Origin of the sequence: Actinoplanes derwentensis, from assembly GCF_900104725.1 — a bacterium.
Taxonomy (GTDB): Bacteria; Actinomycetota; Actinomycetes; order Mycobacteriales; family Micromonosporaceae; genus Actinoplanes; species Actinoplanes derwentensis.
In genome coordinates, this window is sequence record NZ_LT629758.1 from 2,028,090 (window position 1) to 2,047,753 (window position 19,664).

Below are 19,664 nucleotides of genomic sequence, written 5' to 3' on the forward strand. Positions count from 1 at the left end.
CACAGCGGCGGGGGTGGGTCAGGAGGGGGGCGCCGGGTACGAGGCCCGGACCACCGGGGTGGCCGGGTCGCCGTCGACGGCGGCGGCGATCTGCGGGACGATGCCGTCCAGCAGGTACGGCAGGCTCAGCGGGCTGATGAACGAGGTGGCGCCGCCGAGGACCTCCTCGTCCTCCAGGAACAGGTCGCGGCCCTCGGTCTTGACCTTCATCTGAGCAGCGAGTCCTGTTCGGTCAGCCCGGCGACGACGACGCGCTGGGGTTCGGTCTTGATCTCGGCCGCCCCGCACCTGGCGTCCCGGCTGACCCGCGGCAGCGGCCCCGGAGTGCTGCCGGCCGCGGCGATGGCGGAAGGGACGACGGGGCTGATGGACGGGCGACTTCAAGGTCAGAATCTGACATTGGCGTACGAACAACGAACGGTCGCCGAGGATCTCAGCGTGACGATCGCCGACGGGTCGTTCACCGTGGTCGTCGGGCCCAACGCGTGCGGCAAGTCGACGCTGCTGAAAGCGCTCGCGCGGGTGCTGAAACCGGTGTCCGGCACGGTGTTGCTCGACGGGGCCGGGATCATCACGTACAACTCGAAAGAAGTGGCTCGTCGCCTCGGCATGCTGCCGCAGTCGCCGGTCGTGCCCAACAGCATCGTCGTCGAAGACCTCGTCGCCCGCGGCCGCTACGCCCACCAGCGGATGCTGCGCCAATGGTCGGCCGAGGACGAGCAGGCCGTCACCGAGGCGATGACCCTGACCGAGGTCAGCGAACTCGCCGACCGGTTCGCCGAGGAACTGTCCGGCGGTCAGCGGCAGCGGGTCTGGCTGGCCATGGTCCTCGCCCACCAGACCGGCATCCTGCTGCTCGACGAACCGACCACCTTCCTCGACCTGGCCCACCAGTTCGACGTCCTGGACATCTGCGCCGACCTGCACGACCAGGGCCGCACCATCGTCGCCGTGCTGCACGACCTCAACCACCCCTGCCGGTACGCCACCGACCTGATCGTGATGAAAGCCGGCGCCGTCGTCGCCCAGGCCCACCCGCCGACGTGATGACCCCGGAGCTGGTCGAGGACGTGTTTGGCGTGCCGTGCCGGGTCATCCCCGACCCGGAGACCGGCACCCCGATGGTCGTGCCCGGCGACCGGGCCCGCCGCCGGGCCTCGGTCAGTTCTCCACGATCGGCGTCGGCGTCAGGGTGATCCGTTTGCTGCCCGCGCCGTCCCGGTCCAGGTTGTAGTCCAGCGTGCCGTCCACGCCCCACGCGCCCCGGTCGGTCGAGCGGTGATAGGCGGCCGGGCACAGGAACAGCCCGGTCTCGCTCTGGTTGACCCGCTCGGCCAGATCACACTCACCCTCGGTCACCGCCACGTTCATCGCGATCAGGCGGTAACCGATCACCAGCTCGTCGAACTTGCGGCTGCCGTCGCTGGTGTTGTCGCCGCCGTTCTCCCATGACACCTGCGCGTACCCGCCCCGCGTCGGTGAACCGTGCGTCAGGCACAACCGCACCCGCAGATCCGTGTTGTAGCCCGGCGTCTCGAACTCGATCGACTGGTACTCGCTGCACGAGTTCACCGCCTGCACGGGAGAACCCACCAGTACCGTCGCGGCCGTCACCGCTGTTATCACGCTCACCATGGCTTTCACCAGCCGATTGTCGACTTTCCAGTGGCCTCTGCGGGGCATATTCGCCGAGTTGGCGGGGTATACGGATGGCACAGGAGGTGGTGGAAATGGCAGAACCTGTCGGCACACTGACGCCGCTGAGTGACACGGGGCAGATCATCGCGAACCCGGATCAGGACGTCCGAGGGCGGTCCGTCGTCGACAGCGACGGGGAGAAGATCGGCACGGTCGCGGACCTGCTGGTCGACACCGCAGGCAACCACGTGCGGTTCCTTCGTGTCGAACACGGCGGAATCCTCGGGTTCGGCGCGGCCTCGTCGTTCGTTCCGGTCGAGGCGATCCGTGAGGTCAACGACGACGAGGTGTTCGTGGCCTCGTCGAAGGAGCACATCGCCGGAGGGCCCCGGTACGACCCGGAGTTCGTCGATCACCGGGCTTATTACGAGGATGTGTACGGGCACTATCAGCAGACACCGGGAGCCCAGAGCGGTTACCTTCCGGCGTTCCCGCCCAACCAGGGCTTCCCGCCGTTGCGCTGAGGTTCACCACGACGTCCCGGGGCCGGACCGCCCCGGGACGTCGCTGTCCGCCCCGATGGCCATCGCGACTTTCACGGCTGTCCCTTCTCGGCCAGCAGCCGGGCGATCCAGTCGTTCCGGGTGCGGCGGGCCGCCAGCGACAGGGCGGCTGCCGGGAAGAGGGCGTCGAAACCGTGGAAGCCGCCCGCCCAGATGTGGAGTTCGGCGCCGAGACGAGACGCATAGGCGGTGGCCTCGTCGCTGAACAGTTCGGCGCTGCCCGCGTCCACGTAGGCGGCGGGGAGGCCGTCGAGGTCGGCGGCGAGAGCGGGGGAGACGTACGGGTTCGGTACGCCGTCCTTCAGCACCGAGCGCCAGCCGAAATCGTTCATCTCCTGGGTCCAGACCTCGTAGTGACGTGTTGACGTGGTGCGGTGATCGAGCATCGGGCCGATCAACACCTGACCGGCGATGTCGGCGGTGCCACGATCCCGGGCCATCAACGTGACCCCGGCCGCCAGACCGCCACCGGCGCTCGCCCCTGCCACGATGACGCGCCCGGAGTCGATACCCAGTTCGGCGGCGTTCTCGGTCACCCACCGCAGGCCCTGGTGACAATCGTCGACCAGGGCGGTGCCGGAGGACTCCGGGGCCAGCCGGTACTCGACCGAGACGACCACGGCCCCGAACCGGTCCCGCCATTCCAGGGGGACGTCGATCTGCGAGAAGCGGTCGCCCATCACCATGCCGCCGCCGTGGATCCAGTAGACGCACGGGGCGCCGCAGGTGGTCTTCTCCGGTTTGATCACCTGCAGCCGGAGGCCGCCGGCGACGGTGACCGTCTCGCCCGGATCGCGGCCGGTCGCGCCCACCGCGAACGGGCGGATCAACGGAAGGGTCTCCGCGTCGAGAGCCGGCATCGCCGGCATCCCGCTGAGCAGAGCACGCAGTTCCGGGTCGAGAGTAATCAGGCTCCGAGTCATCAGAACGCCGCCTTCCCGCCGACGGGAACCTCATCGGTGTACGTGGACCGGCCCGACAGCAGCGGCTGGATCGCGGCCACCAGGGCCTGCGCCGGCTCGGAGGCGAAGAACTCGCGGTGCGCCGGCTCACTGACCCAGCCCTCGGTGACATGGACGACGTCCGGGTCGGCGGCCGACCGGCCGACCAGGAAGACGACGCAGTCGGGATGCCGCAGGGACGGGGCGTTCAACAGCAGTTCGATCAGCTCGCCGCCCCGCCCGGGCTGTGCGCTCATCGTGGCGTGGAAACCGTGGTTCACGACCGTTCCTCTCCTTCGTGGTGCGGTGTCCAATCAAGGAAAGCAGTCTGAACTGCTGAAACGTTAGATCGATCCTCTTCGTCTCTTGCCTGATCCTCCCGTGAGCGGGTTTGATGGCACCGTGACTGTCGCCTTGCTCCGGGATCTGCTGGATCGGCACGCCCGTCCCGATCAGAGCACCGCCATCGACGATGTCCTGATCTCCCGGGTCACCGATCCGGCCCCCGAGGGGCCCACCATGACGGGTGCGGTGGTCGCGGTCGTCGCCCAGGGCACCAAACGTCTGGCCCTGGGCGATCGGGTGTACGAGTACGGCGCCGGACAGTACGTGATCGCCTCGGTGGACATGCCGGTCACCGGCCGGTTCCTCGACGCCGGCCCCCGCCATCCCGCCCTGGGTGTGGGCCTGATCCTGCGGCCGGAACTCGTCGCGGAGCTGTTGTCGCAGGCGGGCCCCGCGCTGGCGCCGACCGGAGGGACACCCTCCGGACTGGCCGTCAGCGACACGACCCCCGAGCTGCTCGACGCGGTCGTCCGGTTGGTCCGGCTACTGGACTCCCCGTCCGACGCGGCCGTGCTGGCACCGCTGATCAAGCGGGAGATCCTGTGGCGGGTGATCAGCGGCCCGCAGGGAGCGGCAGTCCACCACCTGGGCCGGGCCGACAGCAACCTGACACATGTGGCGCGCGCCGTCCGCTGGATCCGCGACCATTACCGCCTGCCGTTCCGGGTCGAGGAACTCGCGTCGATGGCCGGAATGAGCGTGTCAGCCTTCTACCGTCATTTCCAGGCGGTGACCGCGATGAGCCCGATCCAGTTCCAGAAACAGATCCGCCTCCAGGAGGCCCGCCTTCTTTTGGCCACCCGTCCGTCCGACGTGACAGGAGTGTGCCGGCACGTCGGTTACGAAAGTCTCTCCCAGTTCAGCCGCGAATACCGCCGTCAGTTCGGCACCCCACCCAGCCGCCACCACGTTCCGCCCGTCCGGCAGGAGTAGCGATTCATCTCAGTGGGTGATGACCGGCTGGTGATGTGACCCGTATCTTCGGATGTCATGCAACCTCGGGGACCCGGACCGCGTCTGGGTAGGGAGGTGGTGCAGACGCCATGAGGACCAGGGTTGCAGCCGTCGTTTACGCTCCACATTCGTTGAAGACGATATGGAGATTCCTCGCTGTGGTGACCGCGCTCGCTGTCGGAGTGCCGGTCGCCTCGCCCGCTCACGCGATCGCCAACGGCGATCAGGTAGCGGATGGGAAGTACCCGTTCGCGGTCAAGATCACCGCCACCGGGATCCCGACACCCGAGGGCGGTAAACGCAACAGTTCCTGTACGGGCGGGCTGATCTCGCCGCGGTGGATCCTCACCGCCGCGCACTGTTTCCGCGACGCCCAGGGCAACCGGGTCGCCCGGACCGTCGCCGACAAGACCACCGCCACCGTCGGCCGCGCCGATCTCACCGGCGACGACGGGATCGTCGCGAAGATCGTGCAGGTGAAACAGCACGGTGAGGCCGATGTGGCGCTGGCCCGGCTGGACCGGCCGGTCACCGGGATCACCCCGCTGACCCTCAACCGGGCGAAACCGCGGAAAGGCCAGAAAGTCCGGCTCGTCGGGTTCGGCTTCATCACCGCGAACGCGACGCGCACCCCGAACCGGATGCGGACCGGGCGCTTCGAGGTCACGTCGGTGGCGGCCACCGAGATGGGCCTGTCCGGCATCGCGCCGAAGAAGAACACCAGCCCGTGCGAGCGCGACTCCGGCGGACCGTACTTCACCGAGGCCGCCGACGGGACAGCGGTCGTGTTCGGCGTCGTCAGCCGGGGCCCGGACTGCCCGCACCTCGGGCCGGACACCGCGACCCGGGTGGACACGATCGCCACCTGGATCCGGTCGGTGATCAAGAACGACGTGGCCCCGTCACCCTCGCCGCCCGCGACCACCGAACCGGCCGCCCGTGCCAGCGAAGCCGCCACCGACGGCGCCGCCCCGCAGGCCGACCCGGTCGCGTCGTACTCCCCGGTCCTGCTCGCTGCCATCCCGGCGGCAGCCGTCGGGTTCGTCGCGCTGCTGCTGGCCGGCACCCGCAAGAACCGGCGCCGATCCGGTCATCGCAGGCGGAGATGACTCCCGGTGTGAAACCCGGGGTCTCATTGATGGAGACGGGCCAGACGCCACCGAATTCGACACCAGCCCTCTCAGCGGCAAGCAGGTGAGCATCTTCCGGTGCGGTGGCCAGAGCTGGCGGGAGCCCCGACCACCGAAGAACAACATCAGGTGCTGCCGATGGCCGTTCTGGTCGAGGTTTCGGACGTCTTTGGCGCGTGAGCCGACGATTGCGGTGACGAGGTCGGCGCCGCGCTGACGGGTGCGTCCAAGTATCGACCTGGTTCCATGTCGTGTAACTCTGTTGTAACGTCGCTAGCGCTCGAACATGTTCACTTTTGGTCGTACGTGTTGCGAGTCCGATCGTCGTGCCCTCAGATAGCCGTGGAGCGGAGCCGTCGTGTTCGCACGTGTTGCCATCGCCGGAGTGATCTCTACCCTGTTCGTCGCGCTCGGCGCCGCGCCCGCGGCAGCCGCCGAGCCCGAGACCCCATCGAAAACGATCAGAATCGATCCCAGCTACCAGCAGCCCGCATTCGAGGGCTGGGGCACCAGCCTGGTCTGGTTCGCCAACGCCACCGGCGGATATCCGGAGCCGATCCGCCGCAAGCTTGTCGACATGCTCTTCGGACCGGACGGTCTGAACCTCAACATCGCCCGCTACAACATCGGCGGCGGCAACGCCCCGGGCGTGCGCACGAACTACATGAAGAACGGCGCCACCATGCCCGGCTTCTGGTCGGCGCCGCCCGGCACGACGGTCGCCGACAAGGACTGGTGGGATGCGGAGAACCCGGACCACTGGAACCTCGACGCCGACGCCGATCAGCGCTGGTGGATCGACCAGATCAAGGACGACGTCGACATCTGGGAGGCGTTCAGCAACTCGCCACCCTACTTCCAGACCGTCAGCGGATACGTGTCCGGCGGCTTCAACGCGAGCACCGACCAGATCCGCACCGACCGCGTCGACGAGTTCGCCACCTACCTGACCCGGGTCGCCCAGCACATCGAGCAGGCGCACGGCATCGACTTCGACACCATCGACCCGCTCAACGAGCCGAACACCAGCTACTGGGGTACGACACTCGGCGCCGACGGTCAGCCCACCGGCGGCCGTCAGGAAGGGGCACACGCCGGCCCGGCCCTGCAACAAGCGGTCATCCTGGCGCTGCGGGACAAGGCCCGGGCGGCCGGCATGCGGGTGTCCGCGATGGACGAGACCAACCCCGGCATCTTCATGACCAACTGGAACGCCTACAGCACCGAGGCCCGCGCCGCCGTGGACCAGCTGAACGTCCACACGTACGGCACCGGCTCCCGGACCAGCGTGCGCGACGCGGCGAAGGCATCCGGCAAGAAGCTGTGGATGAGCGAGGTCGAGGGCAACTGGGGTCCCGGCACCACCGACTACACCGGCATGCTGCCCGGCTTGGGCGTTGCCACCCGCATGATCGACGACATCCGCGAGCTGGAGCCGTCGGCCTGGGTGTTCTGGCAGCCGATCGAGGACGCGATCCCGCAGCAGGCCGGCAACGGCAACTGGGGCAGCATCCACGTCCCGTTCAACTGCACCGCCGCCGACACCCTGGCGACCTGCCCGGTCCGGACGAACACGAAGTTCGACACGATCCGGAACTTCACCCACCACATCCGCCCCGGCGACCACTTCGTCAAGGTTGACGACCCGTCAACAGTTGCCGCGATCAACACGTCCCGGAAGACCGCGACAGCGGTACACGTCAACACGAACACCGCCGACACGACCGTCACCATCGACGTGTCGGCATTCCGGACCGTTCGGTCCGCGGCCACCGTCACACCGGTGGTCACCAGCACATCCGGCGCCTTGATCCGAGGCAACCCGGTCCGCATCCGCAACGACCGGGCCACCCTGACGGTCCCCGCCCAGTCGGTGACCACCTTCCTGATCAGCGGCGTCCAGGGTGTCGACAAGACCGAGCCGCTGATCAGGAACGGTCACGTCTACCGCCTGGACGGCGTGGCCAGCGGCAAGTCGCTCACCCCTGACACGGCGAAGACCACAACGGTGCTGCGCACTCCCACGGCGGCGGCCGACCAGCTGTGGTCCTTTACCAAGCTGACCGGCGGACACACCAATCAGGAGCGGTACGAGGTGACCAGCCCCGCCACCGGCAAGCGCTTGACAGTTCGCAACAACGCCCTGGTACTTGAGGACACCGTGCCCGGCGTGCCCGCAGGTCCGGTGTCTTCGGGCGGCGAGTCGGAGGCCGAGACGGCTACGGCCGGCACGACTGGGGCCGACGATGGCGGGACGGACGCCGGGGCGGTGGTGCGGAACAGCGCGGCTGTCGCGGGTGACGCCGATCCGGCGGCTCAGTGGGTGCTGTCGACCACCGGGGACGGGACCTGGACGCTGCTCAACGTCGGTTCCGGGCGTCTGATCGATGTGACCGGGCAGGCCACGGCGGACGGCAGTCCGGTGGGGACCTACACCCCCACCTCCGGTGCCAACCAGCGCTGGACGGTGACCGACGAGACGGTTCTGCGTACGGATGACGTGGCTGTTCACACCGTACCCAGGCTGGCTCCGGTCCTTCCGGCGACCGTCAGCCCGGTCTACCGGGACGGTGCCCGGGGCAGCCTTCCGGTCGTCTGGGATCTTCCGGAGGAGCGGGTGTGGCGTCAAGCGGGCAAGGTGAGGGTCAAGGGAACCGCCACTGATCCGCTCGGCGGCGAGCACCGGGCCACCGCAGTGGTCACCGTCGACACCTTCGTCCGGACGCTTCCGGTGGAGGCCAGAACCTACCCGGGCGGACGGCCTCAACTGCCGGACGCGGTGATCGGGATCGGGCGCCACGGCGGGCGCGCGGAGCTGCCGGTCGTCTGGGAGCCGGGAACCTACGACCAGCTGGGCCAGGTGACGGTCCACGGCACGGCCACCGTCGCCGACGGCAGCACCCTCGCGGCGGCCGCAACCGTCACGATCGTCGAACCGGTCGAGGTCGACGCGGCCGCCGACGACGGGGTGACGATCGCGGCGACCTACACCGAGAGCGGCTATTCCACGGCGGGTCTGCGCAACGGAGTCCGCACCGAGAAGGCCTGGTCGAACTGGCGGTCCGGCACCAAGAACACCACCGACACGATCACCGTCACCCTTCCCGCCGAGCGTGATCTGACCAGGTTCGTCACCTACTTCTACCGGGACGGTTCCACTGCCAGCTTCCCGTCAACTTTGCGCGTACAGGTGCTCAATATTGACGGCACCTGGATCGACGCAAGCCCCGAGATCACCGTCGGGAGCGAGGGCAGCCCGATCGTCGACGTCCCGCTCTCGGTTACCGGCCCGGTGACCGCGGCACGGGTCGTGATGACCGCCCGCCCATCCGGCTACATCACGGCGAGCGAGATCGAACTTTACGCAAAGGCGGTCCCGGCATGAGGGAGCGCGCGGAAGACCTGTCTGGGCGACGGCGGGAGGGGTTCGGCATGAGGAGCGTGTGGAAAGCCGGTCTGGGTGAACGGCGGGGCCCTGGTGAGGGCGAGTCCGGTCTGAGGCGGGGTTCGAGGCGACGGCTTTTCGGCTCGGCGGGGGCCACGGCCGGTCGGGCCCGTGGCGGCTACCTGGCGCTTCTGCTGGTGGTGGGGCTGTTGACGGTGCCCGCTGGTGCCGCGTACGCCGTTGACGATGTGTATCGGTATCTCGAAGATCCGCAGATGACCGGGGAAGGGCAGGAGGCGCCGCACGCTGACCTGCGGCCCTACGGGGACGTGGCCTCCGCCGTGCGGGACACCACGGAGCACTCGGCCGGGTCGCCGTTTGTGGCCAGCCTCAACGGGGGCTGGCGGATGAGGCTCTTCGACCGGCCGGAGGATGTGCCGGCCGGGTTCGAGGCGGCGGGCTACGACACGTCGTCGTGGCCGAGGGTGTCGGTGCCGCACACCTGGCAGTCCGACTTCATCGATCATCCGATGTTCCGCAACATTCCGGAGGAGATCTGGCCGGACAGCCCGCCGTCGGTGCCCAAGGACGTCAACCCGACCGGTGCGTACGTGCGCTCGTTCGACGTGCCGACGAACTGGGACGGCGGCCGGGTCGTCCTCCGCTTCGAGGGCGTGACCAGCGGATACTTCGTCTGGGTCAACGGCGCCTACGTCGGGTACGACCAGGGCGGCTACACACCGGCCGAGTTCGACGTCACCGCGAAGCTGAAGCCGGGCCGCAACTCGATAGCCGTTCAGGTGCACCGTTGGGGCGTCGGCTCCTACCTGGAGGACTTCGACCAGTGGCGGTACAGCGGCATCTTCCGTGACGTATGGATGTACCGAACCGAACGTGTGTATCTACACGATGCATACGTCACCACGGATCTCGACGAGAACTATCGCGACGCGACCCTCAACGCCCGGGTGGACGTGGCCGGGGCCGCTGCTGGCTACACCGTGCGGGGTACGCTGCGTGACGCCGCCGGGAAGACGGTAGCCACCGGGAACGAGAAGGTCCCCACCCCGAGCGAGGGGACCGGTGCGCCCGGGCGGCAGAACGCCGGGCAGAGCCGGGTGATGTTGCGAGCGATGGTCTCGGAGCCGGCGAAGTGGACGGCTGATGAGCCGAACCTCTACAGCCTCGCCCTGGAGCTCGTTGCGCCGGACGGGCATGTCGCGCATGTCACCGCGCAAGCTGTGGGATTTCGGGAGATCGAGATTCGGGACAAGCAGCTGCTGGTCAACGGCAAGCGGATCCTGGTCAAGGGGGTGAACCGGGCCGAGACTGATCCGGACACCGGGCGGCACGTCACCCGTGAGGCTCAGCGGGACGATGTCTTCCTGATGAAGAAGCTGCACGTCAACGCGGTTCGGACGAGTCACTATCCGTCCGATCCCTATCTTTACGACCTGGCTGACAAGTACGGGCTGTGGGTTGACGACGAAGTCGACATCGAGACCCACTCGCGGGAGAACTGTCCCAGCAACTGTCTGGCGTCCAAGCCGGAATGGCAGGCGGCGTTCGCCGACCGGTTCCAGGCGATGGTGGCACGGGACAAGAATCATCCCAGCGTCTTTCTGTGGGATACCGGTAACGAGGCTGGGCTGGGTACCGCCCACTACTCGATGGCGGATTGGGCCCGCGCCAACGATCCGACCCGGCCGCTCTACCACCAGTCCAACTCGCCGGACGGGGACGCGCCGTTCGCTGATGTCAGCGGACCGCGCTATCCCACGCCGGCGTCGCTGGAGAACAAGGCCCGGACCGGGACCAAACCGATCATCATGGGCGAGTACGCGCACGCCATGGGCAACAGCATGGGCAACTTCGACGAGTTCTGGGCGATCGCTCGCAGGCAGCCGTCGATGCAGGGCGGCTTCATCTGGGACTGGGCCGAACAGGACCTGCGACAGCCTCTGATCGTCACCCCGGACTCGTCCGGCAACCGCATCCAGGCGTTCCTGGTCGGCAAGCCGTCGACTGTTGACGGTCAACTCGACAAGGGCAGTCAACATGATGAGGACGGTCAACATGATGAGGACGGTCGACGGGACAAGGCTGTTGATCTGTCCAGCCTCGATGACTTCGTCAATGTCTTTCGGGACGCGCGGCTTGACCTGACTGCGGCGGTCACCCTGGACGCGTGGGTGAAGCCGGGGCTTTGGGCCGGCAGCCTGCCTATCGTCACCAAGGGGCAGGCCTACGCGCTGCAGATGCGGGATCAGGACACCCTGGAGTTCCGGGTGAACGCCGGGGGATCCGTGGCGGTCGCGGTCGACGTGCCGGAGGACTTCTACGGCTCGTGGCATCGGGTTACCGGGACGTACGACGGGGCGGTCTTGAGGTTGTTCCTTGACGGCGCCGAGGTCGCGTCGATGGCGCGGACGGGTCCGATCGACCCTGGACTTTACGAGGTCAACATCGGGCGTAACGCTGAAACCCAGCAAGATGATCTGAAGGTGCGGACCGGGCGGGCGGCAGTCGACGACGTGCGGATCTACGGCCGGGCGCTGACGCCGGAACAGTTGCGGGCCGACCCGTACCGGCAAGCGGTCCTTGCTCTGGATCTTGACCGATTCGAACGGCGGGGTGACTTTCTCAGTCTCGGGTTGAGCCTGTCCGGCACCGACGGCATGGTCAGTTCCGACCGGGTTCTGCAGCCGGAGACCGAGGAGGTGGCCTGGGCGCACTCGCCGGTCCGGTTCAGCGCTGTCGATGCGGGCTCCGGCCGGGTCACGGTCACCAACGAGCAGACCGCGGGCACCTTGCGCCTGCGGCTGGAGTGGTCGTTGACCGAGATCGATCGCAAACTGCGCGGCGGTACGAAAATCCTGACCCTGGCTCCGGGGCAGACCATCGACCTGGACCTCGATGTGGAGATGGCCAACCCGGAGGACCGGGAGCGGTGGCTGAACCTGGCGGTGACGACGACCGAGGATCTGCCGTGGGCGCGACGGGGCTGGGTCTTCGCCAGGGAACAGTTCGCGGTCGGCGGGCGGGTCGTGCCGGGCATTCTTCCCGGACCGTCCACCGGGAAGGCGCCGACGATCAAAAAGGACGGCGAGACGATCACGGTACGTGGGGACGGCTGGCGTTACCGATTCGCCGGTGGCACGCTCACCTCGATGTCGGCCGACGGTCGTGAGTTGCTGAAAGCCGGCCCGGAACTCGACGTCTATCGGCCTCCTACCAGCAACGAGACCTATGGGTGGGGGACCGCTGACCGCAACGTCTGGCACGAGGTGGGACTCGACCGTCTCACCACCACCGTTGACGGGGTGTCGGCTAGCACCGAGGGCAGCCAGGCGGTGATCACCGTCCGTAGCACCGCTGCGGCTCCGGGGCTGGACAGTGTGTTCGCTGTCGGCCAGACGCTGCGCTACCGCATCGACTCCCGGGGCACCCTCACTCTCGACCATCAGGTGCGGCCGCGCGGGACCCGGGCGAGTGCCCTGCCCTATCTGCCGCGCGTGGGTGTGGCGGTGAAGGTTCCGGATTCGCTGGACGAGTTCAGTTGGTACGGCACCGGTCCGCACGAGACCTACAACGACCGCAACAGCGGCGCGACCGTCAATGTATGGACCAGTGATGTTGACGATCAATACGTTCAGTACGCACGTCCACAGGCGAACGGCAATCACACCGGCACCCGCTGGGCCGCCCTCACCGACGGTAACCGCGCCGGACTGCTGGTCGGTTCCCCGGACGGTGGTTCGCTGGACGTGAGTGTCAGTGAGTACGACGAACTGGCCCGTGCCGAGTACGCCCACCAACTGCCGTTCGTGCGCAACGCCGGATGGATCACCCTGCACGCGGGCACCGGCGAGACCGGGATGGGGGAGACGCCGAACTCGGTGCTGGCGCCCTACCGGTTGTCGCCGACCCGGGAGTACGACTACTCGCTGGTCCTGCGCCCGCTGCCGGGTGGAAGGCTGCCGGATTCGAAGGCCGCCGCCCCCTGCCCGCCGGACGTGGCACTCACCACCGACGGCGAAATCACGGCCGGGGCCGCCGAAACGGTGTCCGTGCAGGTCACCGCCCGGTGCGCGGCCGGGCTGCGAAACGTCACCGCGGCTCTCGACGTACCCGAAGGCTGGCAGGTCACCCCGGCCGTCGCTGACCTGGGTGACGTGGTGGCGGGGGTGCCGGAGACGGCCGGCTTCACCGTGATCGCGCCGGTCGGCACCGACTGGGGTCGGCACGCGCTGACAGCATCGGTGTCGTCGACCACGCCAGCCGGTTTCCTCAGCACCACGACGGCTGCCGCAGTCATGCGTACGCCGCTGCCGCAAGGGTCTGTCTGGGTCAGTGACCTGGCCTTCCTGGAGACGCGGAACGGGTGGGGGCCGGTCGAGCGGGACCGTAGCAACGCCGAACAAGCAGCGGGAGACGGCCGCCCGCTGACTCTGGGCGGTGTCGTCTACGACAAGGGGCTCGGTGTGCACGCGGTCTCGGCGGTGGCCGTCGACCTGGCGGGGCGTGGCTGCACCACCTTCCGGGCCGACGTGGGTGTCGACGACGAATCCGGCTCGGCGGGGTCGGTCACGTTCGAGGTCTGGGTGGACGGCGTTCTCCGGGCGTCCACCGGCCGGCTGACCGGATCCGCCGACGCTCAACCGGTCAGCGCCGACGTCACCGGCGGTAGCCGTCTGGAACTGCGGGTGACCGACGCGGGGGACGGCAACGGCAACGACCACGGTGACTGGGGTGCCGCCCGGCTCCTGTGCACGACGTCCTGACGAGTTGTTTACCCTGATCACGCCCCGGCGAGTGCCGGGGCGTGATCATTTGTTTAGCGGCAACGGACTTGTGGATACTTATCGGTCGGCGATGGGCGCCGGACTGACTCGGGAGCGTGACGGCGGGTGCGGAATTCCGATTCGGGGTGGGCCGCAGCCCTGCACCGGATGTGGACTTCGGTGGGGCGGATCGGTGCTCGGGACGATCTGGCCGAGTTGATTCTGCCGCCGTTGCAGGCGCTGCCGGGCGTGGTCGCGGTGTGGGGGTTGCGGCACGATCCGGCCGGCGACGGTGTCCTGGAGTACCGGTGGACCGGTGTGCCCCTGGAGGGCGACTTCCGTGACCTGGCCCGCCGCTGGGGAGCCGAGCCGGAGACCGTGATACCGGACGGTCTGTACGGCCTCGGGGTGACCACGGTCCTGCGGGCCCGTTTCGACCTGGCCGGCGAGGCCGCCGGGACGATCATGGTGCTGGCCGGTGACTCGGCAGACCTCGATCTCGTCGGGACCTGTCTCGGCCAGGTCATCGAGGTGACCCGGGAGGCGATCCGGCTGCTCGTGGTGCGGCGGTCCGAGCGGGCCCAGCAGACCCGGGACGCCCTGCTCGCCGAGGCGTCCCTGCAGATGGACGCGGTCCTCGACACCAAGCAGACGATGCAGCGGGTGCCGCGGATGGCGGTTCCGGCGATCGCCGAGGGATGCCTGGTCTTCGTGACCGAGGACGGCAAACCGGTGCTGCGCAGTTCGGTGCACGTCGACATGCGCCGCCTCAACGGGCTGCTCGCCGACCCGGCCGCCCGGGATCATCTGGCACATCTGGTCGGCCAGGCCATCCAGGGTGCCGAGGTCCCCGCCCCCGACGCCGCGCTGCTGGCCACCCGTACCGCCGATGTGCAGGTGTTGCGCGCCCGCGGTGAGGTGGTCGGCGCCCTGGTCTTCCTCTTCGACCGGGAGGACGCGGCGGTCCCGCCGCCGTCGTTCCTCCGCGACCTCGCCTCCCGGGCGGCACTCGCCATCGACAACGGCACCCGTTACGAGCGGCGGCGCCGCGACGTGGTGACCATGCAGCAGCATCTGCTGCCGACCCGCCTGCCCGACGTCGACGGGCTCTCGGTGGCCGCCGTCTACCTGGTCGGCGACCGGATCCTCGAGGTCGGCGGCGACTTCTACGACATGGTGGTCTGTGACGACGGCAGCGTCGCCGCGCTGATCGGGGACGTCTGCGGCCGGGGTGTCGACGCGGCCGCCCTGACCGGGATGGCCCGGCACACCCTCGCCGCCCTGCTCCAGGAGGGTGCGTCACCGGCCCGGGCGATCAGCCGGCTCAACGCCCGGCTGCGGCTGGACGGCTCCTGGCGGTTCGTCACCGCGGGTGTCGCCCGCCTGGAACAGCGCGGCGACGGGGTGACCGTGCAGTGGACGTCGGCCGGGCATCCGGCACCGGTGCTGGTCCGGCGGGGCGGCCGGATCGAACGCGCCACCGGCGGTGGGACCGCGCTCGGCATCGTCGCCGACCCCCGGATCGGGTGTTCCGAGATCCACCTGGCGCCGGGCGACACCATGATCATTTTTACCGACGGGTTGTCCGAGAGTCGTGACCCCGACGGCACGATGTTCGAGGACCGGGCTCTCGGGGAAACCCTGGAGCGGTTGCGTGACCGGCCGATCGACGTCCTCGTCCACGAGTTGAGCCGGGCGGCGGCGGCCTTCGACGGCGCGGGCACCGACGACATCGCCATTCTGGGGATCCATGTTGAGGGGAACACCGATGAGCCTTCGGGCCGATGACCTGGTCTTCGTGGTCGAGGACAGCGACGAGGACGTGGAGGCCATCGGACGGGCGATCGGCCGATCACATCCGGGCACGCGCCTCGAGTTCTTCCGGTCCGGGGCGGCCGCGCTGTCCCGGTTCGCCGAGGGGACGGAGCGGCCCTGGCTGGCGCTGCTCGACCTGAACATGCCCGGCGAGAGCGGCCTCGACGTGCTCCGCGGTGTCCGGGCCGACCGGGATCTCGACGGGGTGACGGTGGTGGTGTTCACGTCGTCGGAGAACCAGGACGAGGCGGACGCCTGCTTCGCCGCCGGGGCCGACTCGTACATCTACAAGCCGATCAATTTCGCCCTGTTCCAGAGTGTGCTCAGCCAGACCCTCGATTATTGGAGGTCGCGCCCGGCCGGGAACGACGCGCGGATGGTGGTGCCGCCGCCGGGGGACTCCTCCGCCCAGACCTGACCGCCGTGCCGCTCCACGACGCGGCGCACGATCGCCAGGCCGGCGCCCGAACCCTCGAAGGTGCCGGCCGGGTGCAGGCGGCGGAACAGCTGAAACGCCTGCTGCCGTAGGTGCGGTGGCATGCCGATGCCGTTGTCGCGGACCATCAGGTCCGGGCCGCCGGAGACGGTGACCCGCCGCGGCCCTTCGGAGTGGGCGTACTTCGCCGCGTTCACCAGCAGGTTCACCAGCACCTGGTCGAACAGCACCGGGTCGGCGGCGACCGTGACACCCCGATCGGGCAGGATCACCGACACGCCCGCCTCCCGCAGCCGCGGCCCGGCCACCACCATCGCCCGCAGCACCGCCTCCCGCAGGTCCAGGTCGGCGCGATGCAGTTCGGTCCGTCCCAGCCGGGAGTAGTAGAGCAGCGAGTTGAGCAGTTCGTCCATGCGTTCGGCGAGCCGCTGGATGGAGGCCAGGCGCCGGGCGGTCACCTCGTCCAAACCGTCGGCGGCGTCCTCGGTGATGAACGTGGCGGTGTTCGCGATCCCGCGCAGCGGTTCCTTCAGATCGTGGGCGGCCGCGTGCGCGAACGAGTCCAGGTCCACGTTGCTGCGGGTCAGTTCGACGTTGAGCGCCGACACCCGGCGGGCGTGCGTCACCGCGATCCCGACGACGGTCCGGCCCAGCTCGACGGCCATCGCCAGATCGGTCACCGTCCACCGGGTAGCCCGGCCCCGCACCGACGCCAGGAACACCGCCGTCGAACCGCGCGGGGTCAGCCGGCTGCCGTGCGGGCCCAGCGTCACCGGCACGTCCGGGTCGGCCGCCCACCGCCGCGACACCGTCCGCTCGCCGCGCAACCACACGATGCAGTCGCCGGGCGCGCCGGACGGCAGGATCAGCACCCCCGCCACCGACGGCGCGAGAGCCGCCGCCGCGGGCAGGTCCTCGGCGAGCCGGTCGGTGTGCCACACCTCGCCGAACGGCGGCACCGGCAACTCGGCGAGCAGCGCCGCGAGAGCCTCCGGGTCCGGAGCGGCACCGTGCGCCGCGATCTCGCCGCCGACGCGGACAGCCACCGCCTCGCACGGGATCAGGCCGAGCAGACCGTCCCGGTCCATCGGCCAGGTCCCCACCGGGCCGTCCGAATAGCCCTCCAGCAGCCGGGAGATCACTCCGCGGGACCGGTCCCGAACTCCGGTCTCGTCCCGCTCCTGCAGTGCCGCCAGGTGCAGCGACAGCGCCACCCCGAAGAACTCGCACGCCGACCGCACCTGCGGGCCCAGCGCGTTCACCTCCCGCCCGTGGCAGGCGATCAGTCCCCACAGCTTGCCGCCGGCCAGCAGCGACACCGACATCGACGACCGGACCTGGATGTTGCGCAGGTACTCCAGGTGGAACGGCGACACCGTCCGCAGCACCGACATCGACAGGTCCAGCGGGGCCCCGGTCTCCGCCAGCGTCGGCGGCGACAGCCGGACCGTCTCGTCGTCGACGTCGGCGATCACCCGGATCCAGTTGCGCTCGTAGAGCCGGCGCGCCTGCGGCGGGATGTCGGTCGCCGGGAACCACAGGCCCAGCCACTGCTCCCAGTCGCCGGTCACGTCCTCGGCGATCACCTCGCCCGGCCCGTTGTCGCTCTCGAACCGGTAGGCGACCACCCGGTCGTATCCGGTGATCGCCCGGATCTCGCGCACCGCCGCCCGGCACGCCTCCAGGACCGTGCCGGCCATCTGCAGGCGCATCAGGGCCTGCCGGATCGGCGAGTAGATCATCGGGAAGTCCTGGGCCGAGCCGCCCGGCTCGAACTCCAGCACCAGCATCCCGCAGGACCGGTGCAGGGTCACGTCGAACCGGCCCGATCCGGCCTCCACGGTGGTCTGCACCGGCATCATCGCGGTCTGCCCGGTGTCCGCGTCGGCCAGCCCCTCCAGGGTCGCGAGCTGCGCGGCGTCGATCAGGCGGGTCGCCGGGCTGCCGGACAGCCCTGCCAGGCCGAGCATCTTCTCGGCGTTCTCGCTGACCACGGCGATGTGGCCGGCCTGGATGGCGATCAGCGCGCCGTACGATTGGATCCCGCCGAGCAGGTGGATGGGTTCCTGCACACACTCGGTCAGGTCGAAGGTGCCGCCGACCTCACGCTCGGCGGCGGCGACCCGTTCCGGCAGCCAGGACGTCTGATCGGTCACCGGGGAAATGCTACGCGGGCGAGGTCAGGCCGGCGTCTGGACCATGAACGAGCTCTCGCCGTCGAACGCCGCACCCTCCGGCTTGTCGATGTAGAGCGAGGCGTCCTTGCGCTGATGGATCCGGTAGTCCGGGTAGTTCTTGGACCGCAGCCGGATGGTGCCCGCATCGGTGCCGGACTCCTGGCAGAACGTGGCGTCCGCCCGGAACAGGTCGGAATCGTCGGAGGCGTCGAAACGCAGCCGGTAGTCGAAGTGCCGCAGGAACCGGCCGTCGGACAGCCGGAACGAGAAGCACGCCTCGTCGCCCAGGCCCGCGACCACGGTCACTGTCGCCGGGTCGGCCGGGGACATCTTCGCGAAGTCCCCGCTCACCGTCAGATAGGTGTTCTCGTCACCGAGCGGGGACAGCTGCCACTCGCCGGCGCCGAGCAGCGGTTTCGCCGGTTCGGCCGCGGACGGTTGCGCCGCGGCCGGGGTGGTGGCGGCGGTGGCCGTCGCGGCCACGGCCGGGTCCTTCTCGCCGGTGATGCTGTTCCACGCGGCCCAGGCCAGCAGGAGCACCGCGACGCCGCCGGCCCCGACGGCGATCGGCACGAACCGGGGCAGCCCGTCGCTCGGTGCGGCCGGACCGCCACTGCCGTAGACGGTGCCGGACGGGCGCGCCGGCCCGGGGCCCTGGTCGGTCATACGACTGCTCCTCCATGTCGGCGTCGTTTCCCGGAAAGCCGGATGAAACGACCGGCTCCCGGCCCGACAGGTTACCCGGTGCTGCCCCGCAGGCCGCTACACGCCGGGGGCCCGCCCGACCAGGCGCAGCGCGGCGGCGGCGACGATGCCCTGCAGGACTTCGGTGGCGGGCAGGTCGTCGAGGTCGCGGCGCATCCCGATGACGCTCTCTACCAGGCCGAACACCAGGTCGCCGGTGATCTCCGGGTTGTCCAGGTGGCCACCGCAGGCGGAGACCAGCGTGCGGTACGCGTACCGAAGCCGTTCTCGCTCCTGCCGGAACCGGGTGAAGGGTTCGCTGGCGACCTCGGGCAGCGCGTAGAGGATGCCGACGTTCCAGCGGGCGCCGAGCAGCACCCCGACGTCGTAGCGGACCAGTGCGTGCAGGGCGGCGGCCGGTTCCAGTCCCTGGCCGGTGATCTCGCCGGCGTAGTCGAGCGACGGCCGGACAGTGGCTTCGAGCAGTTCGGCGAGGACCGTCTCCTTGTTGTCGAAGTGGTAGTAGAGCGACGCCTGCCGGATCCCGACCCGTTCGGCGATCAGCCGGGTGGAGGTGGCCGCGTAGCCGCGCTGGGCGAACAGTTCGGCCGCCGCGTCGAGGATCTCGTCGCGGGCACTGGCGGTCGGCAGTCGCCGGGCGCCGGAGCGGGGCCGGCCGACGGAGGGGGCGCTCACGTTCTGCATCGTCGCACGCCGGTTCTCACGTAACGTCGCGGACATAGTCGGCAACTCAAGGTTTACCGCCGGGAAACCGGCGTCGGCGCTGGTCACCGGAATCTGTCAACTGACAG

General features: G+C 69.3%; 14 protein-coding genes and 1 pseudogene. 8 read left to right on the forward strand and 7 right to left on the reverse strand.

Translation table 11 applies throughout. The annotated features are described in order from the left end of the window. Positions 1–18 precede the first annotated feature (18 nt). Positions 19–210 carry a hypothetical protein gene (locus BLU81_RS09285; RefSeq protein ID WP_092543448.1) on the reverse strand — a complete coding sequence of 64 codons (192 nt, stop codon included), beginning with the start codon at positions 208–210 and terminating at the stop codon, positions 19–21. Between the two features lie 156 nt (positions 211–366). On the opposite strand from BLU81_RS09285, the pseudogene BLU81_RS09290 reads away from it, so the two are divergent. Continuing rightward, a pseudogene (locus BLU81_RS09290) lies at positions 367–1,196 on the forward strand (ABC transporter ATP-binding protein). On the opposite strand, the gene BLU81_RS09295 reads toward BLU81_RS09290, so the two are convergent. Then, positions 1,162–1,644 (reverse strand): hypothetical protein, encoded by a 483-nt coding sequence (locus tag BLU81_RS09295; RefSeq protein WP_157751430.1) that lies wholly within the window; start codon positions 1,642–1,644, stop codon positions 1,162–1,164. The pseudogene BLU81_RS09290 and the gene BLU81_RS09295 overlap by 35 nt on opposite strands. An 86-nt stretch (positions 1,645–1,730) precedes the next feature. On the opposite strand from BLU81_RS09295, the gene BLU81_RS09300 reads away from it, so the two are divergent. Next, entirely contained in the window at positions 1,731–2,162 is a 432-nt protein-coding gene (locus BLU81_RS09300; RefSeq protein WP_092556812.1) for a PRC-barrel domain-containing protein, read from the forward strand. Between the two features lie 71 nt (positions 2,163–2,233). Here BLU81_RS09300 and BLU81_RS09305 read toward each other — a convergent pair whose 3' ends face one another. Next, positions 2,234–3,124: an alpha/beta hydrolase fold domain-containing protein gene (locus BLU81_RS09305; RefSeq protein WP_092543452.1), complete on the reverse strand. Its 891-nt coding sequence runs from the start codon at positions 3,122–3,124 to the stop codon at positions 2,234–2,236. Continuing rightward, positions 3,124–3,423: a putative quinol monooxygenase gene (locus tag BLU81_RS09310; protein ID WP_231954326.1), complete on the reverse strand. Its 300-nt coding sequence runs from the start codon at positions 3,421–3,423 to the stop codon at positions 3,124–3,126. Before BLU81_RS09310 ends, BLU81_RS09305 begins: the two co-directional genes overlap by 1 nt. A gap of 121 nt (positions 3,424–3,544) precedes the next feature. Here BLU81_RS09310 and BLU81_RS09315 point away from each other — a divergent pair, with 121 nt between their 5' ends. The 6 genes from BLU81_RS09315 (at position 3,545) to BLU81_RS09340 (ending at position 15,973) form a co-directional block, all read left to right on the forward strand. Then, on the forward strand, positions 3,545–4,420 hold the full coding sequence (locus BLU81_RS09315) for an AraC family transcriptional regulator (RefSeq protein ID WP_092556816.1): 876 nt from the start codon (positions 3,545–3,547) through the stop codon (positions 4,418–4,420). Between the two features lie 182 nt (positions 4,421–4,602). Further along, positions 4,603–5,550, forward strand: a complete 948-nt coding sequence (locus tag BLU81_RS09320) for a S1 family peptidase (protein ID WP_231954332.1) — start codon at positions 4,603–4,605, stop codon at positions 5,548–5,550. 379 nt (positions 5,551–5,929) lie between these two features. After that, positions 5,930–8,956 carry an RICIN domain-containing protein gene (locus tag BLU81_RS09325; RefSeq protein ID WP_172890515.1) on the forward strand — a complete coding sequence of 1,009 codons (3,027 nt, stop codon included), beginning with the start codon at positions 5,930–5,932 and terminating at the stop codon, positions 8,954–8,956. A 47-nt stretch (positions 8,957–9,003) separates the two neighbouring features. Beyond that, on the forward strand, positions 9,004–13,740 hold the full coding sequence (locus tag BLU81_RS09330; RefSeq protein ID WP_092543456.1) for a glycoside hydrolase family 2 TIM barrel-domain containing protein: 4,737 nt from the start codon (positions 9,004–9,006) through the stop codon (positions 13,738–13,740). A 126-nt stretch (positions 13,741–13,866) separates the two neighbouring features. Further along, on the forward strand, positions 13,867–15,528 hold the full coding sequence (locus tag BLU81_RS09335; RefSeq protein WP_157751431.1) for a PP2C family protein-serine/threonine phosphatase: 1,662 nt from the start codon (positions 13,867–13,869) through the stop codon (positions 15,526–15,528). After that, positions 15,509–15,973 carry a response regulator gene (locus BLU81_RS09340; protein ID WP_197686160.1) on the forward strand — a complete coding sequence of 155 codons (465 nt, stop codon included), beginning with the start codon at positions 15,509–15,511 and terminating at the stop codon, positions 15,971–15,973. Before BLU81_RS09335 ends, BLU81_RS09340 begins: the two co-directional genes overlap by 20 nt. Here BLU81_RS09340 and BLU81_RS09345 read toward each other — a convergent pair. The 3 genes from BLU81_RS09345 to BLU81_RS09355 all read right to left on the reverse strand — a co-directional run bounded on the left by BLU81_RS09345 (position 15,895) and on the right by BLU81_RS09355 (position 19,548). After that, positions 15,895–18,147 carry an ATP-binding protein gene (locus tag BLU81_RS09345; RefSeq protein WP_197686161.1) on the reverse strand — a complete coding sequence of 751 codons (2,253 nt, stop codon included), beginning with the start codon at positions 18,145–18,147 and terminating at the stop codon, positions 15,895–15,897. The two genes, BLU81_RS09340 and BLU81_RS09345, sit on opposite strands and share 79 nt — an antisense overlap. Positions 18,148–18,171: 24 nt before the next feature. After that, positions 18,172–18,834 (reverse strand): AbfB domain-containing protein, encoded by a 663-nt coding sequence (locus BLU81_RS09350; RefSeq protein WP_092543464.1) that lies wholly within the window; start codon positions 18,832–18,834, stop codon positions 18,172–18,174. Between the two features lie 96 nt (positions 18,835–18,930). After that, positions 18,931–19,548 (reverse strand): TetR/AcrR family transcriptional regulator, encoded by a 618-nt coding sequence (locus BLU81_RS09355; protein ID WP_197686162.1) that lies wholly within the window; start codon positions 19,546–19,548, stop codon positions 18,931–18,933. Between the last annotated feature and the right edge of the window lie 116 nt (positions 19,549–19,664).